At 72.5% G+C, this 23,089-nt stretch carries 16 protein-coding genes; 7 read left to right on the top strand and 9 right to left on the bottom strand.

What is annotated here, in order from left to right; all coding sequences use genetic code 11:
- Positions 1–88 precede the first annotated feature (88 nt).
- Positions 89–1,243 carry an acyl-CoA dehydrogenase family protein gene (locus OG883_RS11365; protein WP_266541428.1) on the bottom strand — a complete coding sequence of 385 codons (1,155 nt, stop codon included), beginning with the start codon at positions 1,241–1,243 and terminating at the stop codon, positions 89–91.
- A 143-nt stretch (positions 1,244–1,386) separates the two neighbouring features.
- On the opposite strand from OG883_RS11365, the gene OG883_RS11360 reads away from it, so the two are divergent.
- The gene (locus OG883_RS11360) at positions 1,387–3,195 is read left to right on the top strand and encodes a CoA transferase (protein WP_266538552.1); all 1,809 of its coding nucleotides are present in this window, start codon (positions 1,387–1,389) and stop codon (positions 3,193–3,195) included.
- Positions 3,192–4,853 (top strand): class I adenylate-forming enzyme family protein, encoded by a 1,662-nt coding sequence (locus OG883_RS11355; RefSeq protein ID WP_266538550.1) that lies wholly within the window; start codon positions 3,192–3,194, stop codon positions 4,851–4,853. Before OG883_RS11360 ends, OG883_RS11355 begins: the two co-directional genes overlap by 4 nt.
- A gap of 93 nt (positions 4,854–4,946) precedes the next feature.
- Here the strand turns inward: OG883_RS11355 and OG883_RS11350 are convergent, their stop codons facing one another.
- The 8 genes from OG883_RS11350 to OG883_RS11315 form a co-directional block, all read right to left on the bottom strand.
- The gene (locus tag OG883_RS11350; protein ID WP_266538547.1) at positions 4,947–5,759 is read right to left on the bottom strand and encodes a metal ABC transporter solute-binding protein, Zn/Mn family; all 813 of its coding nucleotides are present in this window, start codon (positions 5,757–5,759) and stop codon (positions 4,947–4,949) included.
- Positions 5,702–6,583 carry a metal ABC transporter permease gene (locus OG883_RS11345; RefSeq protein WP_266541425.1) on the bottom strand — a complete coding sequence of 294 codons (882 nt, stop codon included), beginning with the start codon at positions 6,581–6,583 and terminating at the stop codon, positions 5,702–5,704. Before OG883_RS11345 ends, OG883_RS11350 begins: the two co-directional genes overlap by 58 nt.
- A 2-nt stretch (positions 6,584–6,585) precedes the next feature.
- A complete protein-coding gene (locus tag OG883_RS11340; protein ID WP_266538545.1) occupies positions 6,586–7,221 on the bottom strand; it encodes an ABC transporter ATP-binding protein in 636 nt (211 codons plus the stop codon).
- Positions 7,222–7,318: 97 nt separating this feature from the next.
- On the bottom strand, positions 7,319–8,881 hold the full coding sequence (locus tag OG883_RS11335) for a PP2C family protein-serine/threonine phosphatase (RefSeq protein WP_266538542.1): 1,563 nt from the start codon (positions 8,879–8,881) through the stop codon (positions 7,319–7,321).
- A gap of 114 nt (positions 8,882–8,995) precedes the next feature.
- Positions 8,996–10,048: a YeiH family protein gene (locus tag OG883_RS11330; RefSeq protein WP_266538539.1), complete on the bottom strand. Its 1,053-nt coding sequence runs from the start codon at positions 10,046–10,048 to the stop codon at positions 8,996–8,998.
- Entirely contained in the window at positions 10,048–10,635 is a 588-nt protein-coding gene (locus OG883_RS11325) for a cysteine dioxygenase family protein (RefSeq protein WP_266538536.1), read from the bottom strand. Before OG883_RS11325 ends, OG883_RS11330 begins: the two co-directional genes overlap by 1 nt.
- A 91-nt stretch (positions 10,636–10,726) precedes the next feature.
- Positions 10,727–11,632 (bottom strand): LysR family transcriptional regulator, encoded by a 906-nt coding sequence (locus tag OG883_RS11320; RefSeq protein ID WP_266538533.1) that lies wholly within the window; start codon positions 11,630–11,632, stop codon positions 10,727–10,729.
- 67 nt (positions 11,633–11,699) lie between these two features.
- Positions 11,700–12,512: an SAM-dependent methyltransferase gene (locus OG883_RS11315; RefSeq protein ID WP_266538530.1), complete on the bottom strand. Its 813-nt coding sequence runs from the start codon at positions 12,510–12,512 to the stop codon at positions 11,700–11,702.
- Between the two features lie 237 nt (positions 12,513–12,749).
- On the opposite strand from OG883_RS11315, the gene OG883_RS11310 reads away from it, so the two are divergent.
- Genes OG883_RS11310 through OG883_RS11290 form a run of 5 tightly spaced genes read left to right on the top strand, consistent with a single transcriptional unit; the run spans position 12,750 to position 23,056 of the window.
- Positions 12,750–16,322 (top strand): DUF4132 domain-containing protein, encoded by a 3,573-nt coding sequence (locus tag OG883_RS11310; RefSeq protein WP_266538527.1) that lies wholly within the window; start codon positions 12,750–12,752, stop codon positions 16,320–16,322.
- On the top strand, positions 16,319–17,446 hold the full coding sequence (locus OG883_RS11305; RefSeq protein ID WP_266538524.1) for an AAA family ATPase: 1,128 nt from the start codon (positions 16,319–16,321) through the stop codon (positions 17,444–17,446). Before OG883_RS11310 ends, OG883_RS11305 begins: the two co-directional genes overlap by 4 nt.
- Positions 17,446–19,764, top strand: a complete 2,319-nt coding sequence (locus tag OG883_RS11300) for a DUF5682 family protein (protein WP_266538521.1) — start codon at positions 17,446–17,448, stop codon at positions 19,762–19,764. The genes OG883_RS11305 and OG883_RS11300 overlap by 1 nt, the downstream gene beginning before the upstream one ends.
- Positions 19,761–20,924 carry a VWA domain-containing protein gene (locus OG883_RS11295; RefSeq protein WP_266538518.1) on the top strand — a complete coding sequence of 388 codons (1,164 nt, stop codon included), beginning with the start codon at positions 19,761–19,763 and terminating at the stop codon, positions 20,922–20,924. The genes OG883_RS11300 and OG883_RS11295 overlap by 4 nt, the downstream gene beginning before the upstream one ends.
- Positions 20,921–23,056: a hypothetical protein gene (locus tag OG883_RS11290; protein ID WP_266538515.1), complete on the top strand. Its 2,136-nt coding sequence runs from the start codon at positions 20,921–20,923 to the stop codon at positions 23,054–23,056. The genes OG883_RS11295 and OG883_RS11290 overlap by 4 nt, the downstream gene beginning before the upstream one ends.
- Positions 23,057–23,089 lie beyond the last annotated feature (33 nt).

Here is a 23,089-nt window from a genome sequence, read left to right as displayed (position 1 = left end):
CGTGGCGGAGGCGTGACTGCGGCATGACCACGCGAGACGGTTCGCCGTAGGAGCGGCGCCGGGAGACCGGCCCGGGGCGAGGCCGCGGTCAGTCCGTACGCAGCACCCGGCGCGCGACGGACGTGATGTGGAGCTCGTCGGGGCCGTCGAGGATCCGCGCCGCGCGTCCGGTCCTGAACAGCGCGGGCAGCGGCGTGTCCGGGCCGAGCCCCGCCGCGCCGTGTACCTGGATCGCGGCATCCGCGACCTCCTGGAGCATGCGGGAGGCGGCGACCTTGGCCAGACCCACCTCGACATGCGCGTCCAGCCCCGCGTCGAGACGGGCGGCCGCTTCGTACACCAGAGGGCGTGTGGTGCGCAGTGCGAGCAGCGCCTCGAAGACATGGCGCTGGACGAGCTGGAGGTCGCCGAGCGCACCGCGTGACCGCACGCGGGTGGCCGCTCGCTCACACATCAGGCCGAAGGCGCGCTGTGCCTGGCCGAGCCAGCGCAGACAGCGCAGGGTGCGGCCGAGTTGCAGCCGCTCCCCCGCGACGGACAGGGCCTTGCCCCGTTCGCCGAGCAGATGGTCCCCGTCCACCGCGGCCCGGTCCAGCTCGATCTCCCACTGCCCGCCCGCGCCGAGCACCGGCAGTTCGCGCACCACCCGGAAGCCGGGCGTGGCGGTGGGGACGAGCAGCAGGGACAGCCCTTCGCGGTCCGCCGGTGCGCCGTCGGTACGGGCGAGCACGGTGACGAGGTCGGCGTCGGCGGCGCCGCTGGTGAACCACTTGCGGCCACTGACCGTCCAGCCTCCGCCGGCGCTCGGCTCGGCCCTGGTCGATGTGAGGAACGGGTCCGTGCCCGGCGTCTCCGGCTCGGTCATGGCGTAACAGCTGCGGATCTCTCCGGCGACCAGCCGGTGGAGATAGAGCTCGCGGACGCGGGGGCTGCCGTACCGCTGGAGCATGAGTACGTCCAGGAGGGGCGCCGATCCGAGCGCGGCGGGCCCGTGGTCGCTGGCCCCTTCGGCCTCGGCGACATGCACGTAGGAGCGGAGGGGAAGGCCCTGACCGCCCAGCTCGGCCGGCAGCGGCAACGCCCAGAGCCCCTGTTCCCTCGCCTCCTGCCGAAGTCGGCGCAGCGCGGCGGTAGCTTGCGGGCCCCCCGCGTCCAGTACGGGCTCACAGGGCATGACCCGGTGTCGTACGAACGCGGTGACGCGGTCCCTCAAGTCCCTCAGCCCGGCCGGGCATTCGGGCATGCCGCGACCGGCCCGCACCTGATTCTCCACCACTTTGCTCCGGCCTCCAGGGAACCCATGGGAACAGCAGTCCGACTGTCTCTCCGTCGAACAGGTCGGGCGCGGCGGCTTTCCAGTTCCCACCGCGCCCGGAGAGGAGAGCCATGGCCACACCAGCCACCACCGGAACGGCCCGGCGGCCGCTCGACGGACTGCGCCTGAGCACGTCGGGGCCGTCCGGGCCCGGGGACGTACTCGTCGCCGAGCATCTGCGGCTGCTCGGAGCGCGGGCCGTGGGCGCCGAGGGTGAACAGAGCGCTCACGGTGACCACGGAAGCCACTTCGCGCTCGCCGGATCCGAGTTCGGTGAACTCACCGCGCACACGACCTGGGGCGGGTCCGGCACCGGCATCACCGACGAGTCCACCGTGCAGGCAGCCACCGGCATCATGGCGGTCCATGGCCGCCGCGACGGTGTACCGCGCGGTCTGGCCTTCGACTACGCCGCCACCGCCACGGCCGTCCTGACCGTGCAGGGACTGCTGGCCGGTCTGCTCGCCCGCGGCCGCGGGGCCGGTACCGCGCAGGTGAAGACCTCGGCGGAACGGTCCGGGCTGCTGGCGGTCTCCCAGTATCTGGCCGCCGCCGGTGCCGAGGAGGGGGAGGCGGCCGAACTCGCCCCGGGCGGACCGCCGTTCACGTCCGCCGACGGGACGCTCTTCGAACTCGAGACCCTGGACCCCGGGGTATGGGCCGCCTTCTGGCGCGCGCTCGAAGCTCCGGAGGTGGCGATACGGGCGGGCTGGCGCCCCTTCCAGTTCCGGTACGCCACCGCCTGCGCGCCCTTCCCCGATTCCCTGCACAGCACAGCCCGGTCGAGTTCCTGGCAGCGGATCCGGGAGGCGGCCGACGTTTCCGGCGCCGACGTGTGCCCGTTGCGTTCCCTCGCCGACCGGGCCGCCGAGCAGGACGGGGCGGCCCCCTGGACCCTGACCTCGCCCGGCGCTCCGCACGAGGCCCCGTACCAGGCCGCCTACTCGCCGCGGCTCACCCAGGCGCTGCCACTCGCCGGACTGACCGTGCTGGAGGCCGGCCGCCGTATCCAGGCCCCGCTCACCGCACATCTGCTGGGACTGCTCGGCGCGGAGGTCATCCGCATCGAGCCGCCGGGCGGCGACCCGCTGCGCGGCATGCCGCCGGCCTGCTCCGGGATCTCGGCGCGCTGGCTCGCCCTGAATCGTGGCAAGAGCGCCGTCGAGGTCGACATCAAGTCCGGCACCGACCGCGGCATGCTGCGCGAGATGGCCGCCGAGGCCGACGTCTTCCTGCACAACTGGGCGCCGGGCAAGGCCGCGCAGCTCGGACTCGACTCCGCGGATCTGGCCCGCGCCAACCCCGCGCTCGTCTACGCGTACACCAGTGGCTGGGCGGGACGGCTGACCGGCGCGCCCCTGGGAACCGACTTCATGGTCCAGGCGCGCACCGGGGTCGGGGAGGCCGCCCGGCCGGCCGACGAGCCGCCCGCACCGTCCCTGATGACTCTGCTCGATGTGATGGGGGGACTGCTCGGCGCCGAGGCCGTGCTCGCCGGGCTGCTGCTGCGCGAACGCACCGGCCGGGGAGTACGCGTGGACTCCTCGCTCCTCGGCGCCGCCGACGTCCTCACCGCGCCCGCGCTGCGCCGTGCCGCCGCGGGCCTCCCCGCGCGCCGCCCCGCCGGGTTCCGTCGCCCCCTGCGCACCGCCGACGGCTGGGTCGCGCCCACCGATGCCTGCGCGGGCGCCGCCGGCGCCCATGACCTGCACGCGCTGCCCACGGAAGACGCGCTGGCACGGCTGCACGCGCACGGCCTGTCCGCGACCGCCGTCACCACCGACCTGGCGGCCCTGCACCACGATCCGCGCTTCACCGGCCCGATCACCCGCGACGCGCACGGCGCACCCGCCGTTCCCGACCCCTGGAGCTTCGTATGACCCTCAAGCTGCACGACCTCCTGCCCGCAGAGCTGCGCCGTTCCTGGGCGATCGACGGCACCTGTCCCGATCTGGACATCTACAGCCTCTACAGAGCCCGGCAGATCGCCGACCTGCACCGCACTGCGCTCATCGACGCCAAGGGGAAGCTCTGTTACACGGCGCTCGACCGCAAGGTGCGCGCCATGACGGTCGGGCTGACCGGGCTCGGCATCCAGGAGGGCGAGGTGGTCGGCGTCCAGCTGCCGAACAGCCGCAACGCCGTCATCGCCGACCTGGCCATCGCCGCTCTCGGCGCCGTGGCTCTCCCCTTCCCCGTCGGACGCGGCGGACAGGAGGCGGCGTCACTGCTCGGCCGCTCGGAGGCCGTCGCGGTGATCGCCAGTACCGAGCACCGCGGCTACCGGCATGCCGCCGATCTGCTCGCCCTGTCCGGTGAACTCCCCGCGCTGCGAACGGTGATCGCCGCCGGCCCCGGCACCGCGGCCGAGGGTGCCGTGCCCATGGCGCAGCTGCTGCGCGCCGATGCGGCCGCCTTCGTCGCCGCCCGTCCCGATCCCGACTCCGCCGCCCGGATTCTGGTCTCCTCCGGTTCCGAGGCCGAGCCGAAGATGATCGCGTACTCCCACAACGCCCTCGCCGGGGGCCGTGGGAACTTCCTGGCCTCCCTGATGCGCGAGGGGGAACCGCCCAGGTGCCTGTTCCTCGTCCCGCTCGGCTCGGCCTACGGCAGCAACGGCACCGCGGTCGCGCTCGCCCGGCACGGCGGAACCCTCGTCCTGCTCGACCACTTCACGCCCGAGGCCGCTCTGGAAGCGATCGTCACGCACGAACCCACCCATGTGCTGGGCGTGCCGACGATGGTGCGGATGATGCTGGACCGGCTGGGCGACGAGCAGCTCGATGCCCCGTCCCTGACGGCACTGGTGCTCGGCGGCTCGGCTCTGGACCCCGCCACTGCCGACGAGGCCCGCCGCGCCTTCGGCTGCCCGGTCGTCAACCTCTACGGCTCGGCGGACGGAGTCAACTGCCATACGGGACTGGGCGAGGAGCGCCCGCCCGCCGACGGCCCCGGCGTGGTGGCCGGGCGTCCCGATCCGGGCGTGGCCGACATACGCATCGCCGTGCCCGGCACGGCGGAGATGGAGGAGGTCCCGGCGGGCGACGTGGGCGAGATCGTCGCCAGAGGGCCGATGACCCCGCTGTGTTACGTCGGTGCCCCGGACCTCGACGCCCGCTACCGGACCACCGACGGCTGGGTACGCACCGGGGACCTCGGCCTGCTGGAGGAGGACGGCACCCTCAGAGTCGTCGGGCGGCTCAAGGACGTGGTGATCCGCGGCGGGGCCAACATCAGTCCGGCCGAGGTCGAGATCCAGCTGGCCATGGACCCGCGCATCCGGGACGTGGTGTGCGTGGGGATCCCCGACGCGTTGATGGGTGAACGGCTCGCGGCGTGTGTGATGACGCGCGGCGGAGAGGCCCTGACCCTCGATGAGCTGTGCGCGCGTCTGGACGAGCGCGGCCTCGAACGCCGCAAGCATCCGGAGCGGCTGTTCGTGCTGGAGGCGCTGCCGCTCACCCCCGCCGGGAAGCCCGACCGCGCGGCGATACGGGCCCTGTTCAACGGTCCGCAGGAGTCGGAAAGGACCGGCTGACGGTACGCGGTGCCAACGGTAGGCGGCGGGGGCCGGCGCCGAAGAGACGCGGCGGCCGGCCCCGGGGGGCCGGAACCCGGCCCCCCGCACGGCTCAGGAGCCGGCCATGGCCTTCTTCACCGCGTCCGCGGCCGCCCGGTACACGGGCAGCAGCTCGAGGTCCGGGCCCGGGTAGTTGACGATCTTCACCTGCTCGGCGCCGGAGTCGGGCAGCACCGTGCCGGTCGACATATGCGCGTTGTCGAGCACCAGAGCCGGCTTCTTCCCCGACAGCTCGGACAACTGCTTGGCCGTTACCGCCTCGGGGCCGTACGTGCCCACCACCTCCGCGCCCGTCATCCTGGCCGACCAGGCGGTGAAGACCTGTGCGGCGGCGGTCGGCGGCTTCCCCTCCGGCCAGGCCGACTTCAGCTCCTTCTGCAGCTTGCCGTACTCCGCCCCGAACGACTTCTTCCACCGGGCGGCGGCGTCATCGGTGCCGAACAGCTTTCCCAGCCGGGTCACTTCGGCCGTCACCTTGTCGGCGTCGTTGTCGAGGCCGACCTCGACGAGCTCGGCGTCGGATCCGGCCGCCTCCTTGATCTTCTCGGCGTACGGCTCGAAGGGCGCGTACAGCACGAAGTCGGCTGCGGCGACCGCCGCCAGATCGGACGGCTTGGGGTCGTAATCGGGGGCGTGCTGCACCGACTGGGGAACGATGACCTTCACATCCTTGGCACCCGCCGCCTTGGCGAAGGCGCCCTCCCATGTGGTCGTGGCGACCACCACCGGCGCCCCGTCGTGCGGGTGCTTGCCGCCGGAGGGGTCGTCGGCGGTGCCGCAGCCTGCCGTCAGGGCCACACCCGCGCTCAGTGCGAGGAAGGGGAAGAGGGAAGCGATGCGGATGCGGACGCGGTTGCGCGCCATGAGCTGATTCTCCGTTCGGGGATGAAGTGAACGCCGAGGACAACCGCCCCCGCCGTCAGGACAAGAACAGGACCGGGCGGCAGGTCCAGCCAGAGGGCGAGCAGAAACCCGGTCAGATTGACGGCGATGCCGATGCCGACCGCCCAGGCGGTGATCGATACGAGGGACGTGCCCAGGCGCCGTGCGGCGAGCGCGGGCAGCAGGGTGAGGGCATCGACCAGCAGCGCTCCGGTCAGCTTGAGCGCCCCGGCCACCGACACCGCGACAAGAACCAGCAGCAGCAGCGTCAGCTTGGAGACCGCAACGCCGGAACACTGGGCGAGTTCACGGTCGTACAAGAGCAGTGCCACGTCGCGCCGCCGCCACCAGAACAGGCCCGGCACCAGGACGGCCAGCACTCCGAGTACCACCAGGTCCGCGGTGCCCACCGAGAGGATCGACCCCCACAGCAGCGCGAACGCACCGGAGGCGTTGACCCCCGAGACCGCCAGCACCAGCAGCGCGGCCGCGACGGCCAGGCTCATCAGGAGCCCCATGGCCCCGGAGAGCCCGTCGGGCGTACGGGCCAGCGGCGCGACCCCGGCGCCCGCGAGCGCACAGGCAACGAGCGCGCACAGCATGGGATCGAGCCCGGTCAGCATGCCGATCGCGATGCCCAGCAGGGCCACATGCATCATCGCGAAGCGCACCGGCATGATGTCCAGCCCCACGATCACCACACCGATGACGGGCAGTCCGACGGCCGCCAACAGCAGGGCCAGTCCGGCCCGTTGTACGGGCAGGAGCTGCAGCAGCTCGGCGACGTCCGCCACGGCCAGGGTCATGCTCACCGGACCACCCGCAACTGGCCCGCGGCCATCTCCAGCACGCGGTCGCAGCGGTCCGCCAGCGCCCGGTCGTGCGTCACCACGAGCACGGTGACCGGCAGCGCGAGCAGTACGTCGGCCGCCTCCTCCTGACCGGAGAAGTCGAGTGCCGCGGTGGGCTCGTCGGCCAGCAGCACCCCTGCCCCGGCGGCGACACAGCCGACCGCGCGGGCCAGATGCATACGCTGCAACTGCCCTCCGGACAACGTGTGCAGCGGCCGGCCGACCAGTTCGCCGACGCCCAGCTTCCGCGCTGCCTCGCCCGCCTCCGCCGCCGCGCCGCTGCTCAGGAGCAACTCCCGGGCCGGCAGCGGAAAGCGTCCCGCTGCGGGCTTCTGCGGTATCCATGCGCAGACCCGCCGCCGCCAGGCCCAGTCGGCCGCGGTACGCGTACCCCGCCCTCCGACCAGGATCTCGCCGTCGGCCTGCCGGTGCAGACCGAGGACGGCCCGCAGCAGTGTGGTCTTGCCCGAGCCGTTGGTGCCGGTCAGGGCGACCCGCTCGCCGGCGGCGATCTCGAGGTCCGTGTCCCGGACGGCGTCGACCCGGCCATGGCGGCAGACGATCCCTCGCATCCGCACATCAAGCCCGCCCATCGCACCTCCCTTGCGCGCGGGTACACCCCGCTCGCCAGAGAGTCGGACGGACCTCCCGCCCAGTTCCCGGCCCGGTCAGGCGGTGATCACTCAGCGGTCACTGGTGCTCCGGTACCGGCCGGTGCCGGATGCGCGCGGCCATGAGAGCCACGTCGTCCTCCGCATGCGCGGCGTCGAGTGCGCCGAGCACTTCGTCGACGAGTTCGTCGACGGTGTGACCGGGGGCCGGGTGTACGCGCGCCAGGCGTGCGAGCGAGGAGTCGATGTCCTCCCCGCGCCGTTCGACCAGGCCGTCGGTGAACAGGAGCAGAGTGTCGCCGGGGTTCAGAGCCCGGGAGACGATGTCGTATCCACCCACACCGGTGCCGAGCGGCGGCCCGACGGGCACCTGGATCAGATCCGCGGCGCCGTCCCGGCTGAACACGGCGGGGGGCAGGTGCCCCGCGCTGGAGAAGGAGCCCATTGCGCGCGCGGGGTCCACCCGTACGAGCAGACACGTGGCGGGCCGCCTCGCGGTGGCTTCGGCGATGGCGAGGTCGAGCTGCCGCAGCACCCGGTGCGGTGGAAGATCGGCCGCCGCAACGTCGCGGAGCATCGAGCGGTAGCTGCTCATGTCGACCGCGGCTTCCACGCCGTGCCCCATCACATCGCCCATCACGAGCAGCGTCCGCCCGAAGTGAAGACGAACGGTCTCGAACCAGTCCCCGCCGACCAGGGTCCCGGTGCCGGTGGGAAGGTAGCGCGTGGCCAACTGAAGGTTGGGGTGCGGGCGCCCGGGGGCGGTCTGCAGGGCTCGCTGCAGTTCGACAGCGGTCCGCTGGGCCTGGGCGAACAGACGGGCATGGTCGATGGCGAGGGCAGCACGCCGGGCCGCCGACCGGATGGTCAGCGCCTCGTACCGGCCGAAGCTGCCGTGCATCCGGGCGACCAGCACGACACCCCTCACACGATCGTGAGCGATGAGCGGTACTGCCATCCATCTGTCGTCGAGAACGGGGTGGCCGCCTTGCATTGCGCGGGCCGAGAGTGAATCTGCCGGCTGAATCGAAGAGCTGGCCTCCCTGGGCGCCTGACCGGCGGCGAGCAGGTCCGCCCGGCCGGCCACGGCGGCCCGGTACACCATGGGCATCGGCACGCTGCGTGGGTCGCCGACTGTCGACGGCGGCTCCGGCAGCAGATCGACCGCGGCCGCGTCGCACAGCCGGGGGACGAGAAAATTCACCGCTTCGACGCAGCTGGTCCCCTCATCGAGGGTCGTCCCGATCCGGCCGGCGTCATCCGCAGCATCGAGGCGGTACGTGGCGGATTCCTGTTCGCCTCCCGGGGCGGAGGCTGTCTCGGCAACGATGCCCACGGCACCGAGGACTCTGCCGTGGCCGGTCAGACGATGCCACGTGCAACGACTCGCGGCGCCCACCTGGGTACGAGAGGTCCCGTCCGCGAGAACCCCGGCCACAAGCGCCGCGGAGCCTACTTTCCGCTCGGCCTGTGGGCTGACGGTCCGGCCCACGAGCGCCGTGGGATCTTCGCCCGAGATCCGGCAGTAGGCGGCATCCGCGAAGAGGTACCTCGTGTCCGTGCCGAGGACGGCGACGCCCGTCGACAGGCCCGCCGGCGGGATCTCGGCCTGGCACCCGGGGCCGAGCGGGTCGTCGCACACATGTTCACCTCCACCCTCCGGGCCCTGCCCCCAGTTTCATCCTCCTGACGTCGGCCCGCATTACCCGGCGCGGCGCCGGGACGCGTACGAGCGGCAACCGGGCGAACCCTGCGCTCACCCCATGACCAGCAGTACTCCCGCGTACGACACCCCCGCCACCACCACCCAGGAGCACAGTCCGAGCGCCGCCACCCGGCCGCCCGTGCGGGTCAGTGACGGCAGGTCCACCGCACTGCCGAGCCCGAACAGGGCAGCGGCGAGCAGCAGTTCCTGGGCGATCTGCGCCGCGTCGATCGCGGTGGCCGGGAGCAGGCCGGTGCTGCGCAGGGCCACCATCGCCAGAAAGCCGACGACGAAGAGCGGTACGAGCGGCAGCCGCTTCCTGCCCGGCAGAGCCGCTGCCTCCCCGGCCCGTCGCCGACGCCGTACGGACAGCGCCACCGCCGCGACGAGCGGTGCGAGGAGCGCCACCCGCATCAGCTTGACCAGGACCGACTCTCCGAGTGCGCCGGGCCCGGCGGTCTGCGCGGTGGCCACCACCTGTCCCACGTCGTGCACGCTCGCACCGACCCACCGGCCGAACTCCGCGTCGCTCAGCCCCAGCGGCCCCTGGAGCAGCGGCAGTACGGCGATGGCGAGCGTCCCGCACAGCGTCACCAGGGCCACCGACGTCGCCACGTCCCGCTCGTCGCTGTCCGTCGCCTCGCTCACCGCGCCGATCGCGGACGCCCCGCAGATGGAGTAGCCGGTGGCGATGAGCAGCGGCTGGTCGCCGGGCAGCCCCATCCGGCGGCCCAGCCACCAGGTGCCGAAGAAGGTGGCGGCGACGACGCCGAGCACCATGGTGACCGTTGCCCAGCCGAGGCCGAGCACGTCGTCCAGGCTCAGCTTCAGCCCGAGCAGGACGATGCCGATCCGCATCAGCCGTTTTCCCGCGTACGAGAGTCCCGGGCGTGCTGCTCCCCGGACCACGGAGCGCACCCTGGGCAGGTGCGCCGCCACGACGCCCAGCACCACGGCGGCGGTCAGCATCGGCAGGCCCGGCAGCAGGTGGTGGACGGACCAGGCCACAGCGACGCCGGCGGCCGCGAGCGCGAGCCCGGGCAGCGCGCGGGGCGCGGCGGCGGACGGGGGCGCCGTGGAGGCCCGTTCGCGGAGCAGCGCCATCAGTGGTCGGCCGGCAGCTCGTAGACCCGGCGGACGCTGGACTTCAGGCGGGAGATGTCCGCGCCGTAGACATGGAGGGAAATCGCCCGGCCCGTGCCCGCGTTCCAGACCCGGTGGATGTCACCGGGCGGAGCGAAGCCGCACACTGCTCCCTGGGCATTGACCACATCACCGGTGGCGACGAGACGCGCGGACGTACCGTCCACGGTGGACGGGACGAGCCGGTAGCGCCGCTCGTGCTCCTCGCCCTCGTGGACGCCTGTCGTGCACCACGACACATGGTCGTGCACGGAGGTGCCCTGGCCGGGCAGCCAGACCAGCGCGACGAGCGAGAAGCTCCCGTCGTGCTCGGCGTGGAGCAGATGCTGGCGGTAACACGCGGGGTCGCTCTCGCACTGCTCCGGGGTGAGGAGATCGTCCGCGCCCAGATGGGGCGCGAGACGCTCACCGACCAGGTACGCCGTCAGGTCCGGCGGCAGTCCCCGTCCGACGGCCTCGCGCACCTCGGCTATCAGCACGTCGAGGCGGTCGGTCCTGCGCGCGGCCCGGAAGGCGGTCGATGCGGTCGATACGGTCGAAGTAGCCATAACGGCAGCGTCGTGGCGCCCGACCCATCACGTCCAACGAGGGTTTCTTCGCCAGTTCCCAAGCACTGCTTATGAGTTGGGTGCGCGAGGCTCAGCAGCCGATCTTGTTCGCCGCGACCGTCTTGAGCTCGTCGAGCACCAGAGCCGTCGCCGGGATCCTCAGATGCTCCCGCAGGACGTACGCCGAGATCTGCCGCCGGGAGGCGGGCTGCAGCGGCCGGCCGGTCACCTTCCGGTGGCAGAGGAAGTTCAGCACGAGGGCCGGCATCATGGCGACACCCAGGCCCTCCGCCACCAGGCTCTGCACCACGAGATTGTCGTCCGTGGTGAAGGCGATGTCCGGCGCGAAGCCCCGCTCGGCGCACTCGTGGAGGAGGTTGGCGCGGCACCGCAGACACCCCGCGATCCAGCGCTCCTCGGCGAGATCGGCCAGTTGCACCGCCCGCCGCCGCGCCAGTGAATGCCCGGTCGGCAGCAGCACCGTCAACTGGTCCTCGAGAAGCGGTATCTCCACCAGCTCGTCCGGCACATGCTCGTGCAGACCGGGATAGGTGAAGGCCAGCGTGATGTCGCATTCGCCGCGCACCAGCCGCTGCAGCGACTCGGGCGGCTCGTTCTCCAGCAGGTCGACGCGCACCCCGGGGTGGTCGGCGGCGAGCCGGGCCAGCGTCTCGGGGATGAGCGAGGCATTGGCACTGGGGAAGGCACAGACACGCACCCGTCCCGCCCGCAGCCGGGTGAGGGCACCCATCTGCTGCTGTGCGGCGGACATGCTGTCGAGGATGACCGTGGCGTGCCGCGAGAGCGCCTCTCCGGCCTCGGTGAGGCGCAGGCCGCGGCCGACCCGGATGAACAGCGGTGTGCCGACGTCCCGTTCCAGGGCTTTCATCTGCTGCGTGATCGCGGGCTGCGTATAGCCGAGCGCGCGAGCGGCGGCCGAGTACGAACCGGCTCTGACCACTTCGTGGAACGTCCTGATGTGCCGGGCATCGAACACCCGTGAATCATAAGCAGAATTTGGGGAGTACGGCAGATCGCCCCACCCCCCGCCTCCGCTCCCCCGGTTACGGCTTGCGGGCCACTCCCGCATACAGCGAGACCGCCTCGTCCCCGTCGGAGACCTCGTCGACACCGAGCTCCGGGTGCCACTGCGTCAGCGGGACGATACCGGGCTCGGTCGGCTCCAGCCCGTGGAAGAAGCGCTCGACCTCGGCGCGCGAACGCGGGGCGAGCGTGACACCGCCGGCCGCGTACATGTCGACTCCGCGCCGGACGGCCACCGGGTCGAAGTCGGCGGTGAGCTGCGACAGGACGAGATAGCTGCCGGCCGGCAGCGCGTCCACGAGCCGGTGGACCAGGTCGTAGGGGCTGTCCTCGTCGCCGACGAAGTGCAGCAGCGCCACCAGCGAGAGGGCGATCGGCTGCCCGAAGTCGAGGACTTTCCCGGCCTGCTCGAGGATGCGCTCGGGGTCGCGTACATCCGCCTGGATGTAGTCGGTCATGCCCTCGGGCGTGCTGCGCAGCAGCGCCTCCGCGTGCGTCAGCACGATGGGGTCGTTGTCGGCGTAGACGATGCGGGACTCGGGGGCGGCGGCCTGGGCTATCTGGTGCAGATTGGGCTCGGTGGGGATGCCGGTGCCGATGTCGAGATACTGGCGTATGCCCGCCTCGCCCGCCATCCAGCGTGTGAAGCGCTGCATGAACCACCGGTTGGTCTGCGCGACATGCTTGGCGCGCGCGTCGATGCTCATGATGTGGCGGCCGAGCTCTTCGTCGACCGGATAGTTGTCCTTGCCGCCCAGGAACCAGTCGTACACCCGGGCCGGATGCGGCTTGCTGGTGTCGATCCGCTTGCCGGCCGGCTCGGTCCCGGTCATACGAGGCTCCCCTGACTGCTCAAGATTCTCCGGCCGTCGATCAGTCGATCAGTCCGATCACGTGATCCTCGCAGGCGTCCTCACCGTCGGCAAGCAACTGAACTTCTGCTGTGGGGAGTTCCCAGGAGGGCGACGGGGGCGGCGCAGCACTCCGCTCCGTTGTCAGTGGGCCTCGCTACTGTGACGCCACTGATCATCCGGACTGGGTAGCTCCGGGCACAACGATGGGGAGTGGCTGTGACGCGCTGGGAGTACGTCGACGGGGGCTCGGCAAAGTTCTGGGAGGCCGAGGCGGAGGGCTCCGTGGTGACGATCCGCTTCGGGCGCTGCGGCACGACGGGCCGTACGCAGGTGAAGGAGTGCGCCTCGGCGGACGCGGCGAGCGACTATCTGCTCAAGGCCGTCGGAGAGAAGGAGCGCAAGGGCTACCGCGAGGCCGGCGAGGCGGCACCGACGGCGCAAGCGGCGCAGGTCTCCGGCGCTTCGGCCGTCGAGCTGCCCGACGAGGACACCTTCACGCTGCCGACGGCCTGGCGGCGCCGGGTGCACCCCCGGCGTGGTGGAATACGCCGGTCGCCCGGCACGGCCATCGAGGACGCGGCGGAGAAGACCGGGCTCCGGGTCAAGGAGGAGGCCGAGTGGATCGAGGAGTTCCTGCTCAGTCCGAAGACCGCTCCCCAGCTCGCCGAGGCCGCGCGTGCCCAGCTCGGGGGCGACGCGAACCCGGTCGGCGCCGCGGTCCTCGCCGCGCTGACGGGGATCTACCCCCTGCCCGCGGACGCCTGGGCGGACACCTGGGTCAGCTCCTACGGGCTCCCGTTCGCGGCCGCGGCCGTGGTGGAGCTCTTTGAACTCGACGTGCATTACCTCCAGCGGGGTCAGGACCGCACCGACCCCTGGATCGGCGAACTCGGGCCCTCGGCACCCCCGTACGCGGCCTCGCAGCGCCGCCCGGCCGCCGACCGGGTGCGGGCGCTGCTCGCCGCAACGGACGAGGCGACCTACCGGGAGGCCGTCGCGGCGCTGGCGGAGCGCCGGGGCACGGACCGCCGACGGATCGTGGCGTCGTACCTCGTTCCCACCGAGACGGACTGGGTGGCCGCATGCTGTGCACACCCCGGCGTCAGCGGCGAGGAGGACGAAACCGTACGCGCCATGCTGTTCTGCTCGCTCAACTCACCGGACCAGGTCGCCCAGTTGGGCAGTCGGGGCGGATTCGGCTGGTACGGCTGGACGGTCACGTCGATCGGCACCGTCGCGGAGGGCGTCGGCCCGGCGGTGGCCCCGCTCCTGGCCGAGCCGCTGAGCCACACCTACCGCAGCTCGGACACCGTCAAGCTCATCGCCGGTGTGCTGTGCGAACTGCCGACCGACGAGGCGTTCGGCATCCTGCTCTCCCACTCGGACGACAAGCATGTCCGTCCTGCCCTGCTCAAGGCCGCCCACCGCTACCCCGTACGGGCGCTGCGCATGCTGGCCGTCGCGGACGGACCGACAGCCCGGCAGTTGCTGTCCGCGCACGTCGGTGCCCACCGTGACCTGGTCGAGGCCGTACTTCCCACGCTCGGTGAGGAGATCGCAGCGGCCCTCGCGCCGCTCCTCGACCGCCAGGTCCGGATCGCGGATGCCCCGGCCGACGCTCTGCCCGCGCTGCTGACCAGCCCCCCGTGGGTGAACAGGCGCCCGGCCGCGAAGGCCGGAGTCGTCGCCGGGCTGACGGCGGTGTCCGAGCCCGCCGTCAGCTGGCTGCCGGGCGAACAGCAGGAATGGGCCGACACCCCCTCCTGGCACCGCTCCTGGTCCGCATCGCAGACGTGGATGCACGACGCGGAGGCCCTGCGCCGCGAGCTCCGGTCCGGGTCGGTCAGGTCGGCCGGGGCGTTCATCCACGCGCCTGCCGAGCTGATCCGTCCGCTGCTCGACGACTGGGACCCTGACGATCTCTGGGACGGCGCCGACGTGCTCAAGCCGATCGTGGCCAGGTTCGAGGAGTCCGCGCTGGGCCTGCTGCTCCGTGTCGCCGCCCGGCAACCGAGCAGCCTCGGTCCGCTGCTGCTGCCGTATGTGGACGTCCGGGTCGCCCGGCAGATGGCCGACTGGGCGATCCGGCTCACCTCGACGGCCGGCACGGCCCGCTCCTGGTTCGTACGCCATGGAGCGGCCGCGGCCGCACTGCTGGTCCCCGACGCGGTGGGCAAGGCCGGTCCGGCACGGCGCCGCGCGGAGCACGCCCTGCGTCTGATCGCCGCCGCCCACAGTACGGAGACCGTGCGCACGGCCGCCTCCGCATACGGGCCCGAGGCCGTCGCGGTCGTCGACGAGACTCTCTCCGCCGACCCCCTGGAGAACGCGCTGCCCACCCGGATGCCCGAACCCGTCGAGTGGGCCGAGCCGACCCTGCTGCCCCAGATTCTGGTGCGAACCGGGGAAGCCCTTCCCGCGGACGCCACCAGGCACGCCGTCACCATGCTGGCCCTCTCCAAGCCGGGCGAGACCTATCCGGGAATCGCGGTGCTCAAGGAGGTGTGCGACGCGGGCTCGCTGGCCGAGTTCGTCTGGGCTCTGTTCGAGCAGTGGCGGCTGTCGGGGATGCCGTCCAAGCAGAGCTGGGCGCTGCACGCGCTCGGCCTGCTCGGCGACGACGAGACGGTGCGCCGGCTCACCCCGCTGGTGCGCGTCTGGCCGGGAGAGGGCGCGCATCACCGTGCGGTGGAGGGTCTGGACGTACTGGCCTCCATCGGTACGGATGTGGCACTGCTCCATCTGCACGGCGTCGCCCAGCGGGTGAAGTTCAAGGCGCTGAAGGTCCGCGCCCAGGAGAAGATCGCCGTGGTGGCGGAGAGTCTCGGGCTGACCGGTGAGCAACTGGCCGACCGGCTGGTCCCCGATTTCGGCCTGAGCGCCGACGGCTCCACGGTCATCGACTACGGGACCCGTCGCTTCACGGTGGGCTTCGACGAACAGCTGCGGCCGTACGTCCTGGACCAGGACGGGAAGCGGCGCAAGGATCTGCCGCAGCCCGGCGCCCGCGACGACGCGGAGCTCGCCCCCGCCGAACGCAAGCGCTTCATGGCACTGAAGAAGGATGTCCGTACCATCGCCTCGGATCAGATGCGTCGGCTCGAGACGGCGATGGTCGCGGGCCGTTCCTGGCCGGCGGCCGAGTTCTGCGAACTGTTCGTCCAGCACCCGCTGCTGTGGCATCTGGTGCGCCGCCTGGTGTGGCTGAGTGAGTCAGCGGGCACGGTCACCGCCTTCCGGGTGGCCGAGGACCGTACGTTCGCCGATGTCGAGGACGACGAGTTCACCCTTCCCGAGGACGCCTCCGTACGGCTCCCCCACCCGCTCCACCTGGGCGACAGCCTCTCCTCGTGGTCGGAGGTCTTCGCGGACTACGAGATCCTTCAGCCCTTCCCGCAGCTGGGCCGCCCGCTGTACGCGCCGACCGACCAGGAGGCGCAGGGCTCGCGGCTGACCCGATTCGAGGGGATCACCGTGCCGACGGGCAAGCTGCTCGGCCTGCAGCGGCGCGGCTGGGAGCGCGGCACGCCGCAGGACGCCGGAGTCGAGCGCTGGTTCTCCAAGAAGCTTGCACCGGAGCGGTATCTGGTCATCGATCTGTACGAGGGCATCGCCGTCGGCGCGCTCGATGTGTTCCCCGACCAGAAGCTGGAGACCATCTGGCTCGGCACCGCCCCCGGAGACTTCTCTCCGCGCGCGCACCACCCGCTGCGCTTCGGCGACCTCGACCCGGTGGCCGTCTCCGAGGTGCTCGCCGATCTGCTGGAGCTTGCGGAGGCCGCCAAGTGAGCACCGCGGACCCAAAGAGGGACACGGACACGGCCGCGGACCAGGAACTGCTGCAGCGGCCCCCGGCCGAGGTGCGGTACGCGGCGGAGCTCGCCGCGCTGCGTGCCGCCGACTCCGATCCTCGCCCGCCGGGCTGGGAGTTGAGCCTGCGCGCGGCCCGCCGCTTCATCGTCGGCGACGAGAGCGCGGGCATCAGCCGCAAGTTCGTCGGCAACCCCTCGCTGGTCGACCGGGCCCTGGTGACCCTGGCGACCAGCCGGGGGCTGATGCTGGTGGGCGAGCCGGGCACCGCCAAATCCCTGTTGTCCGAGCTCATCGCGGCCGCGGTCGCCGGCACCTCCACCCTGACCGTCCAGGGCGGTGCGGCCACCACCGAGGATCAGATCAAGTACTCCTGGAACTATGCGCTGCTCGTCTCCGAGGGGCCCTCGAAGCGCTCCCTCGTACCGGCTCCGATGCTGCGCGGCATGGCGGAAGGCCGGCTCGTGCGGTTCGAGGAGATCACCCGCTGCCCGCTGGAGGTGCAGGACTCGCTGCTGTCCCTGCTCTCCGAGCGGGTCCTGGCGATACCGGAGCTGGGGGGTGCCGAGGGCATGGTCTTCGCCCGGCCCGGCTTCAATGTGATCGCCACGGCCAACACCCGGGACCGGGGCGTCAACGAGATGAGTGCCGCGCTCAAGCGCCGGTTCAACTTCGAGACGGTGTTCCCGATCCCCGACCTCGACACCGAACTCGCCCTCGTCGAGGCCGAGGCGAGCGCGCTGCTGCGCCGGTCCGGCGTCGAGACCCCGCCCGACCGCGACGTGCTGGAGGTGCTGGTCTCCACCTTCCGCGAGCTGCGTTCGGGCACCACCCGTGAAGGGGCGCCGACGGATCGTCCGTCCGCGGTGATGAGCACCGCGGAGGCGGTGTCCGTCGCCCACGCGGTCGGCATCCGCGGCTGGTTCCTGCGCGCCGAAGCGGGCAGCGCCGCCGATGTGGTGGCCTGTCTCGCGGGGACCGCCGCGAAGGACAGCCCGGAGGATCTGGCCCGGCTGCGCCGCTATCTGGAGCAGCAGGTCTCCCGCCGCCGCGGCCCGCAGTGGAAGGCCCTGTACGACGCCCGCCATCTGCTGGCCGACTGATGCCCGCACTGTTCCTGGGGGTGCGCCATCACTCCCCCGCCTGTGCGCGCCTGGTCGCCAGAACGATCGAGGAGGTGCGTCCCGCGTACGTCCTGGTGGAGGGGCCCGCCGACATGAACGGGCGGCTGGACGAACTGCTGCTCGGCCACGATCTGCCGATCGCGGTGTTCAGCCACTACCGGGACGAGGAGCGCGCCGCCACCTCCTGGGCTCCGCTGTGCGACTACTCACCCGAGTGGGTCGCGCTCACATCAGGCCGGGCAGCCGGGGCGGAGGTGCGGTTCATCGATCTGCCCGCGTGGCATCCGGCGTTCGCGGAGCGCAGCAATCGGTACGCCGACGCGGAAGCGCGCTACGCGGAGGCGACCGAGCGGCTGTGCCGGCACTTCGCGGTCGACTCTGTGGACGCCCTGTGGGACCGGCTGTTCGAGGTCGAGCCGGACGACGGGCTGGCCGAGCGGCTCGATACCTACTTCGCGCTGGTGCGCGGGGAGGCGGAGGCGGACCCGGGTGACCGGACCCGCGAGGCGTACATGGCGTCATGGGTGCGTGCCGCCGTCGCGGAGGCCGGGGAACGTCCGGTGCTCGTGGTGACGGGCGGCTTCCACCGGCCCGCGCTGCGCACGCTCGCCGCGCACGGCGAGAGCTCCTGGCCCGAGGTGCCCGCACCGCCTCAGGACGCGCTCGCCGGCAGCTTCCTCGTGCCCTACTCCTTCCGGCAGTTGGACGCCTTCGCCGGATACCAGTCCGGCATGCCCTCGCCCGGCTACTACCAGCAGGTGTGGGAGCACGGCACCGAGGCGGCCGCGGACACACTGCTGCGCGCGGTCGCCGGGCGGCTGCGCGGCCGAAAGCACCCGGTGTCCACCGCCGATCTGATCGCCGCCCGCAGTCTGACCCAGGGCCTCACCGCCCTGCGCGGCCATCCGCGCCCGGCCAGGATCGATGTACTGGACGGTCTCGCCGGTGCGCTGATCAGCGACGACCTGGACCAGCCACTGCCGTGGACGACGCGCGGGCCGCTCGCTGCCGGTACGCATCCGGTGGTCGTCGAGATGGTGGCGGCGTGCAGTGGTGACCGGACGGGCCGACTGCATCCCGCCACCCCGGCGCCACCGCTGGTCCACGATGTGGCCGCGCAGCTGGGGCGCCTGAAACTGGACGGCCACGAGCGCGCGTTCACCCTCGACCTCACCCGGGCCCCCGATCTGGAACGCAGCCAAGTGCTGCACCGCCTGCGGGTGCTGGGCATCCCCGGATACGCGCGCACATCGGGCCCGCGGCATGGCGCCGACCCGGTGTTCACCGAACGCTGGGAGCCGCAGTCCCGGCCGGGCCGCGAGGCCGCGCTGGTCGAGGCGGGGGCGTACGGGGCACGCCTGGAGGAGGCCGCGGCGGTCGCCCTCGGCGACACGGCGGCCGGACCTCTGGCGCAGACACTGTTCGACGCCGTGCTGTGCGGGGTGGGTGAGCTGTCCGTACAGCTGTTGTCCCAACTCTCCGCAGAGACAGGTGAGTTCCTTGAGCCGGGTCCGCTCGGCGACGTACTCGCCACGGCCCTGGGTCTGTGGCGGCACGACCGCGTGTACGGCATCGCGCGCAGTCCGCTGCTCGCCACCGTCGTGGACGGTGCGGCCGGCCGGCTGCTGTGGCTCCTGGAAGGCGTGCGCGGTGGAGCGTCCGGGGTGGACTTCGCCCGGCTGGGTGCCGTCGTCGCCGTACGGGACGCTCTGCTGCACGCCCCGGCGCTGCTCTCCGTGTCGCGCGAAGCCGCCGTTGCCGTCGCCCGGCGTATCGGCCGGGACCCGGATGCCCCCGCCGATCTGCGCGGCGCCGCGTTCGGACTGCACCGGTCGCTCGGCGCACCCGGCGACGAGACCTCCGTCGTCCGCGCGGCCGCTCCCGACACGCTCGGCGACTGGCTCGCGGGGCTCTTTGCACTCGCCCGCGACGAGGTGACGGCACACGGGGCCGACGGCGCCGACACCGACACCGACACCGACACCGACACCGACACCGACAGCAACGACGGCGACGGCGCGGAGTCGCTGATCGACGTACTGGACGGGATCGTCGCCGCGATGACCGACGCCGATTTCCTCACCGGCCTGCCCGCACTGCGCCAGGCCTTCGCCTATTTCCCGCCGCGCGAGCGCGAACGCATCGCCCGGCGTCTGCTCGAGCGGCGCAAGGTGCACGGCTCGGCGCGCACGCTGCTGCGTACGAGCGCCGATCCACTGCTGATCGCCCGGGCGAAGTCCCTGGAGGAGAACGTGACCCAGCTGCTCGACCGCTACAGCCTGCGAGTCGCCCCATGACCGGGACGGAGCCCGGCCGGGCACCCGCGGCCGACCCCTCTCTCGAGCGCTGGCGGCTCATCCTTGGCGCCCCCGCCGAGCGGTGCACCGGACCGCTCGGCACCGAAGCCGCCACCCGCGACGCCGCGCTGGAGTGGCTGTACGGCCGGGACCCGGAGCTCGCGGAGCGCGGGGTGCGCCGCGCCGGTCCCCACGGCCGCGAGGGCGGCGACGGGCCGTCCGCGGTCACCGCCGTCGACTGGCTCGACGACGTCCACCGGCTCTTCCCGAAGGAGACCATCGAGCGGCTGGAGCGCGACGCCGTCGAGCGGTACGGAATCCAGGAGATCGTCACGGACCCGGCGGTACTGGAACGGATCGAGCCCAGCGCGACCCTGCTGCGCGCGGTGCTGCGGACGAAGCACCTGATGAACCCGGAGGTGCTCCGGCTGGCCCGGCGCATCGTGGAGGGCGTGGTGCGCCAGTTGATGGAGCGGCTGAAGCCGGAGGTCCACCGGGCCTTCACCGGGACCAGGTCGCGCCGCCCCAGCCGGCTGCCCCTGGCGCGGGACTTCGACTTCCGACAGACCGTACGCGCCAACCTCGCGCACTATCAGCCGGACCGGCGGCGCGTCCTCATCGAGCGGCCGTACTTCCACTCCCGTACCCGCCGCCACCTGGAGCAGTGGCAACTGGTGCTGCTGGTCGACCAGTCGGGGTCGATGGCCGGCTCGGTCATCCACTCCGCGGTGACCGCGGCCTGCCTGTGGGGACTGCCGGGCCTCAAGACGCATCTGATCGCCTTCGACACCTCCGTGGTGGATCTGACGTCCGAGGTGACCGACCCGGTGGAGCTGCTGATGCGTGTCCAGCTCGGCGGCGGCACCGACATCGCACGGGCCGTCGACTACGGCGCGGGCCTGGTCGAGAACCCGCGCCGGTGTGTCTTCGCGATCGTCTCCGACTTCTACGAAGGGGGCGATCCGTACCGGCTGGTGCGCACGGTCCGCTCGCTGGTGGGGCAGGGCACGACCGTGCTGGGCCTCGCCTCCCTCGACGAGGAGGCGAACGCGGACTACGACCGTGCGCTGGCCGGCCGGCTGGCGGAGGCGGGCGCGCACATGGGGGCGATGACGCCGGGCCGGCTCGCCGAGTTCGTCGCGGAGAGGCTGGGCCGATGAGACGTACGGATCTGCTGGCGCTGACCCCGGACACGCTGGCCGCGCTGACCAACCGGGGCCTGGTCAAACGCGCGTCGAAGGACCTCGGCGCGGGTTCCGGGCCCACCGTCACGGCCGAGGCGGACGGCACCGTACGCGGCAGCTTCGCCGACGGTACGAAGGCGGAGCTGCCGCCGGGCGGAAACCTGGACACCGGCGCGTGCGGATGTGGCGCGCCCGGGGTCTGCCGGCATCTGATCGGCCTGGTGCTGGCATATCAGCGCTCGGCCGACGAAGCCGCCTCAGAGGAAGCCGCCTCCGACCACACCGGCTCCGCCGAGTCCGACGCCGATCAGGCCGACCCCGAGCAGGCCGGCCCCGGTCGGACCGCCTCCCCCGAGGCCGCCTCCCATCAGACCGACTCCCCACAGGCCACCTCCGCCGAGGCATCCTCCAGCCACGCCGCCTCCGCCGGCACCGTGCCCGCCGTCCGGTCCGGCTGGTCGCCCGGCGCCATCGACGACGAGACGCTGACCGCCGCCGTGGGCGCCCGGGCGATGGCCGGCGCCAGGCGTGCCTTCGAGCGCGGCTTCGTCGCCCGGGTGCACCGCCCCACGGCGGAGCATCCGGGGCCCTGGGTGGAACTGCCCACCTGCACGGTGCGTTTCCCGGTCCCCGGTGAGGTCGGTTACGCCCTCACCGACGCCGCGGCCGCGCTGCGCGGCGAGGTCACGGCCCTGGCCGTCTGGGCGTTCCGGGCGGCGGACAACAGCGGCAGCGACAGCGACGCCGACGGATCAGTGACGGTCGGCGGCCGCACCGCACCGGGCCGTACCGCCGCCGCACCCGCCCTGGACACCGCCCTCGTCCATGTCGACGACCTGCTGATGGAAGGTGCCGTGCACGCGGGCCCGGTCCTTGCGAGCACGCTGCACCGCACCGGCAGTGACCTTGCCGCCGCGTCGCTGCACTGGCCTGCGGCCGCGGTCGCGGAGCTGACCGACCAGTTGGACGCGTACGCCACCCGCAGCGCCCACTACCGGCCCGAGCGCTTTGCCGCGCTCCTCACCGAGCTGCACGCCCGCCACCGCGCCTCCGCGGTGCCCGAGGTTCTGGGCGCGCAGGAGGCCGGGGAGACCCCGTTGCGGCGGGTGCGTCTGACCTCCCTGGGCTGCCGTATCGGCGGCGATCCCCAAGCTCCGGTCGCCGAGGTCTACTTGGCGCACGCCGACGCGGGCGTCGTGCTGGTGCTGCGCAAGCGGTGGAGCGCGACCGGCGACCGCCCGCTCACCGGGCACGGCCTTGCCGTGCGCCGTGTCCTCGGCTCGACGCTGGCCGCCCTGGCGACAGGCAGCCTGATCAGTGAGAACGCCCGGCGCAGCCCGAGCCGTACGCTCACCCTGGCCCGCGGCCGTCTCGCCGCCACCAGCGTCGTACCGGTCGGCTCGGCCTGGACGGAGCTGCCCGAACCCCTCCTCGTACGCGACCTCGCCAAGCACACCGCGCCGTGGGATGCCCGGCCGCCCCGGCTGATCCGCCCGCGGGTCGAGGCGGAGACGGTCCGCGTCGTCGAGATCTCCCGTGTCGAGAGTGTGGGGTACGACCCGGCCGAGCAGCATCTCGAAGCGGTCGTCCACGATGCCGTCGGCACTCCTGCGCTCGTCCGTGCCGCCTACAACCCGCTGTGCCCCGGTGCGTTGGACGCCCTGGCCACGGTCCTGGACAGCGGGCCCCGTTTCCTCAGCGGCTCACTGAGCCGCTCCGGCGGTCGTATCCGGATCGATCCGATCGCCGTTCTGTCGTCCACCGGTGTCACCGTCCTCGATCTCGCGCCCTTCACTTCGGCAGCACCCGTACCCAGTACGTCCACCGCACCGGCGGATCCGCTCGCCGCCGCCCTGGACGAGGCGCTCTCGGCACTCGCCGCCGCCGCGCACCGGGGAGTGCGCCGTCTCCCTGCTCCGGCCAGGACGCATCTGCAGGAGGCCGCCGCGCGTCTGTCGCTGGTCGGCCTGGACCGGGCCGCCGCGTTGATACGCACCTTCCTCGAGGCACTTCCGCACGAAGAGGCGGCCGCGGCCGAGGCGTGGGTGAACGCACAGATCCATCTGCTGGCCGCCGCGGAGCTCCACCAGGAGGGTGAACCCCGGTAGGCGCCATGGACACAACAGGCAGCGCGCGAGTCA

It is taken from the genome of Streptomyces sp. NBC_01142, assembly GCF_026341125.1.
Lineage (GTDB): Bacteria > Actinomycetota > Actinomycetes > Streptomycetales > Streptomycetaceae > Streptomyces.
The sequence above is the reverse complement of the archived record's forward strand: the minus strand, read 5'-3'. Positions and strand labels throughout refer to the sequence as shown.

Bases quoted from the DNA above. Each gene is read 5' to 3' on its own strand.
- OG883_RS11365 (WP_266541428.1), bottom strand. From the start codon at position 1,243: ATGCCCGAATGCCCGGCCGGGCTGAGGGACTTGAGGGACCGCGTCACC.
- OG883_RS11360 (WP_266538552.1), top strand. From the start codon at position 1,387: ATGGCCACACCAGCCACCACCGGAACGGCCCGGCGGCCGCTCGACGGA.
- OG883_RS11355 (WP_266538550.1), top strand. From the start codon at position 3,192: ATGACCCTCAAGCTGCACGACCTCCTGCCCGCAGAGCTGCGCCGTTCC.
- OG883_RS11350 (WP_266538547.1), bottom strand. From the start codon at position 5,759: ATGGCGCGCAACCGCGTCCGCATCCGCATCGCTTCCCTCTTCCCCTTC.
- OG883_RS11345 (WP_266541425.1), bottom strand. From the start codon at position 6,583: ATGACCCTGGCCGTGGCGGACGTCGCCGAGCTGCTGCAGCTCCTGCCC.
- OG883_RS11340 (WP_266538545.1), bottom strand. From the start codon at position 7,221: ATGGGCGGGCTTGATGTGCGGATGCGAGGGATCGTCTGCCGCCATGGC.
- OG883_RS11330 (WP_266538539.1), bottom strand. From the start codon at position 10,048: ATGGCGCTGCTCCGCGAACGGGCCTCCACGGCGCCCCCGTCCGCCGCC.
- OG883_RS11325 (WP_266538536.1), bottom strand. From the start codon at position 10,635: ATGGCTACTTCGACCGTATCGACCGCATCGACCGCCTTCCGGGCCGCG.
- OG883_RS11315 (WP_266538530.1), bottom strand. From the start codon at position 12,512: ATGACCGGGACCGAGCCGGCCGGCAAGCGGATCGACACCAGCAAGCCG.
- OG883_RS11300 (WP_266538521.1), top strand. From the start codon at position 17,446: ATGCCCGCACTGTTCCTGGGGGTGCGCCATCACTCCCCCGCCTGTGCG.
- OG883_RS11295 (WP_266538518.1), top strand. From the start codon at position 19,761: ATGACCGGGACGGAGCCCGGCCGGGCACCCGCGGCCGACCCCTCTCTC.
- OG883_RS11290 (WP_266538515.1), top strand. From the start codon at position 20,921: ATGAGACGTACGGATCTGCTGGCGCTGACCCCGGACACGCTGGCCGCG.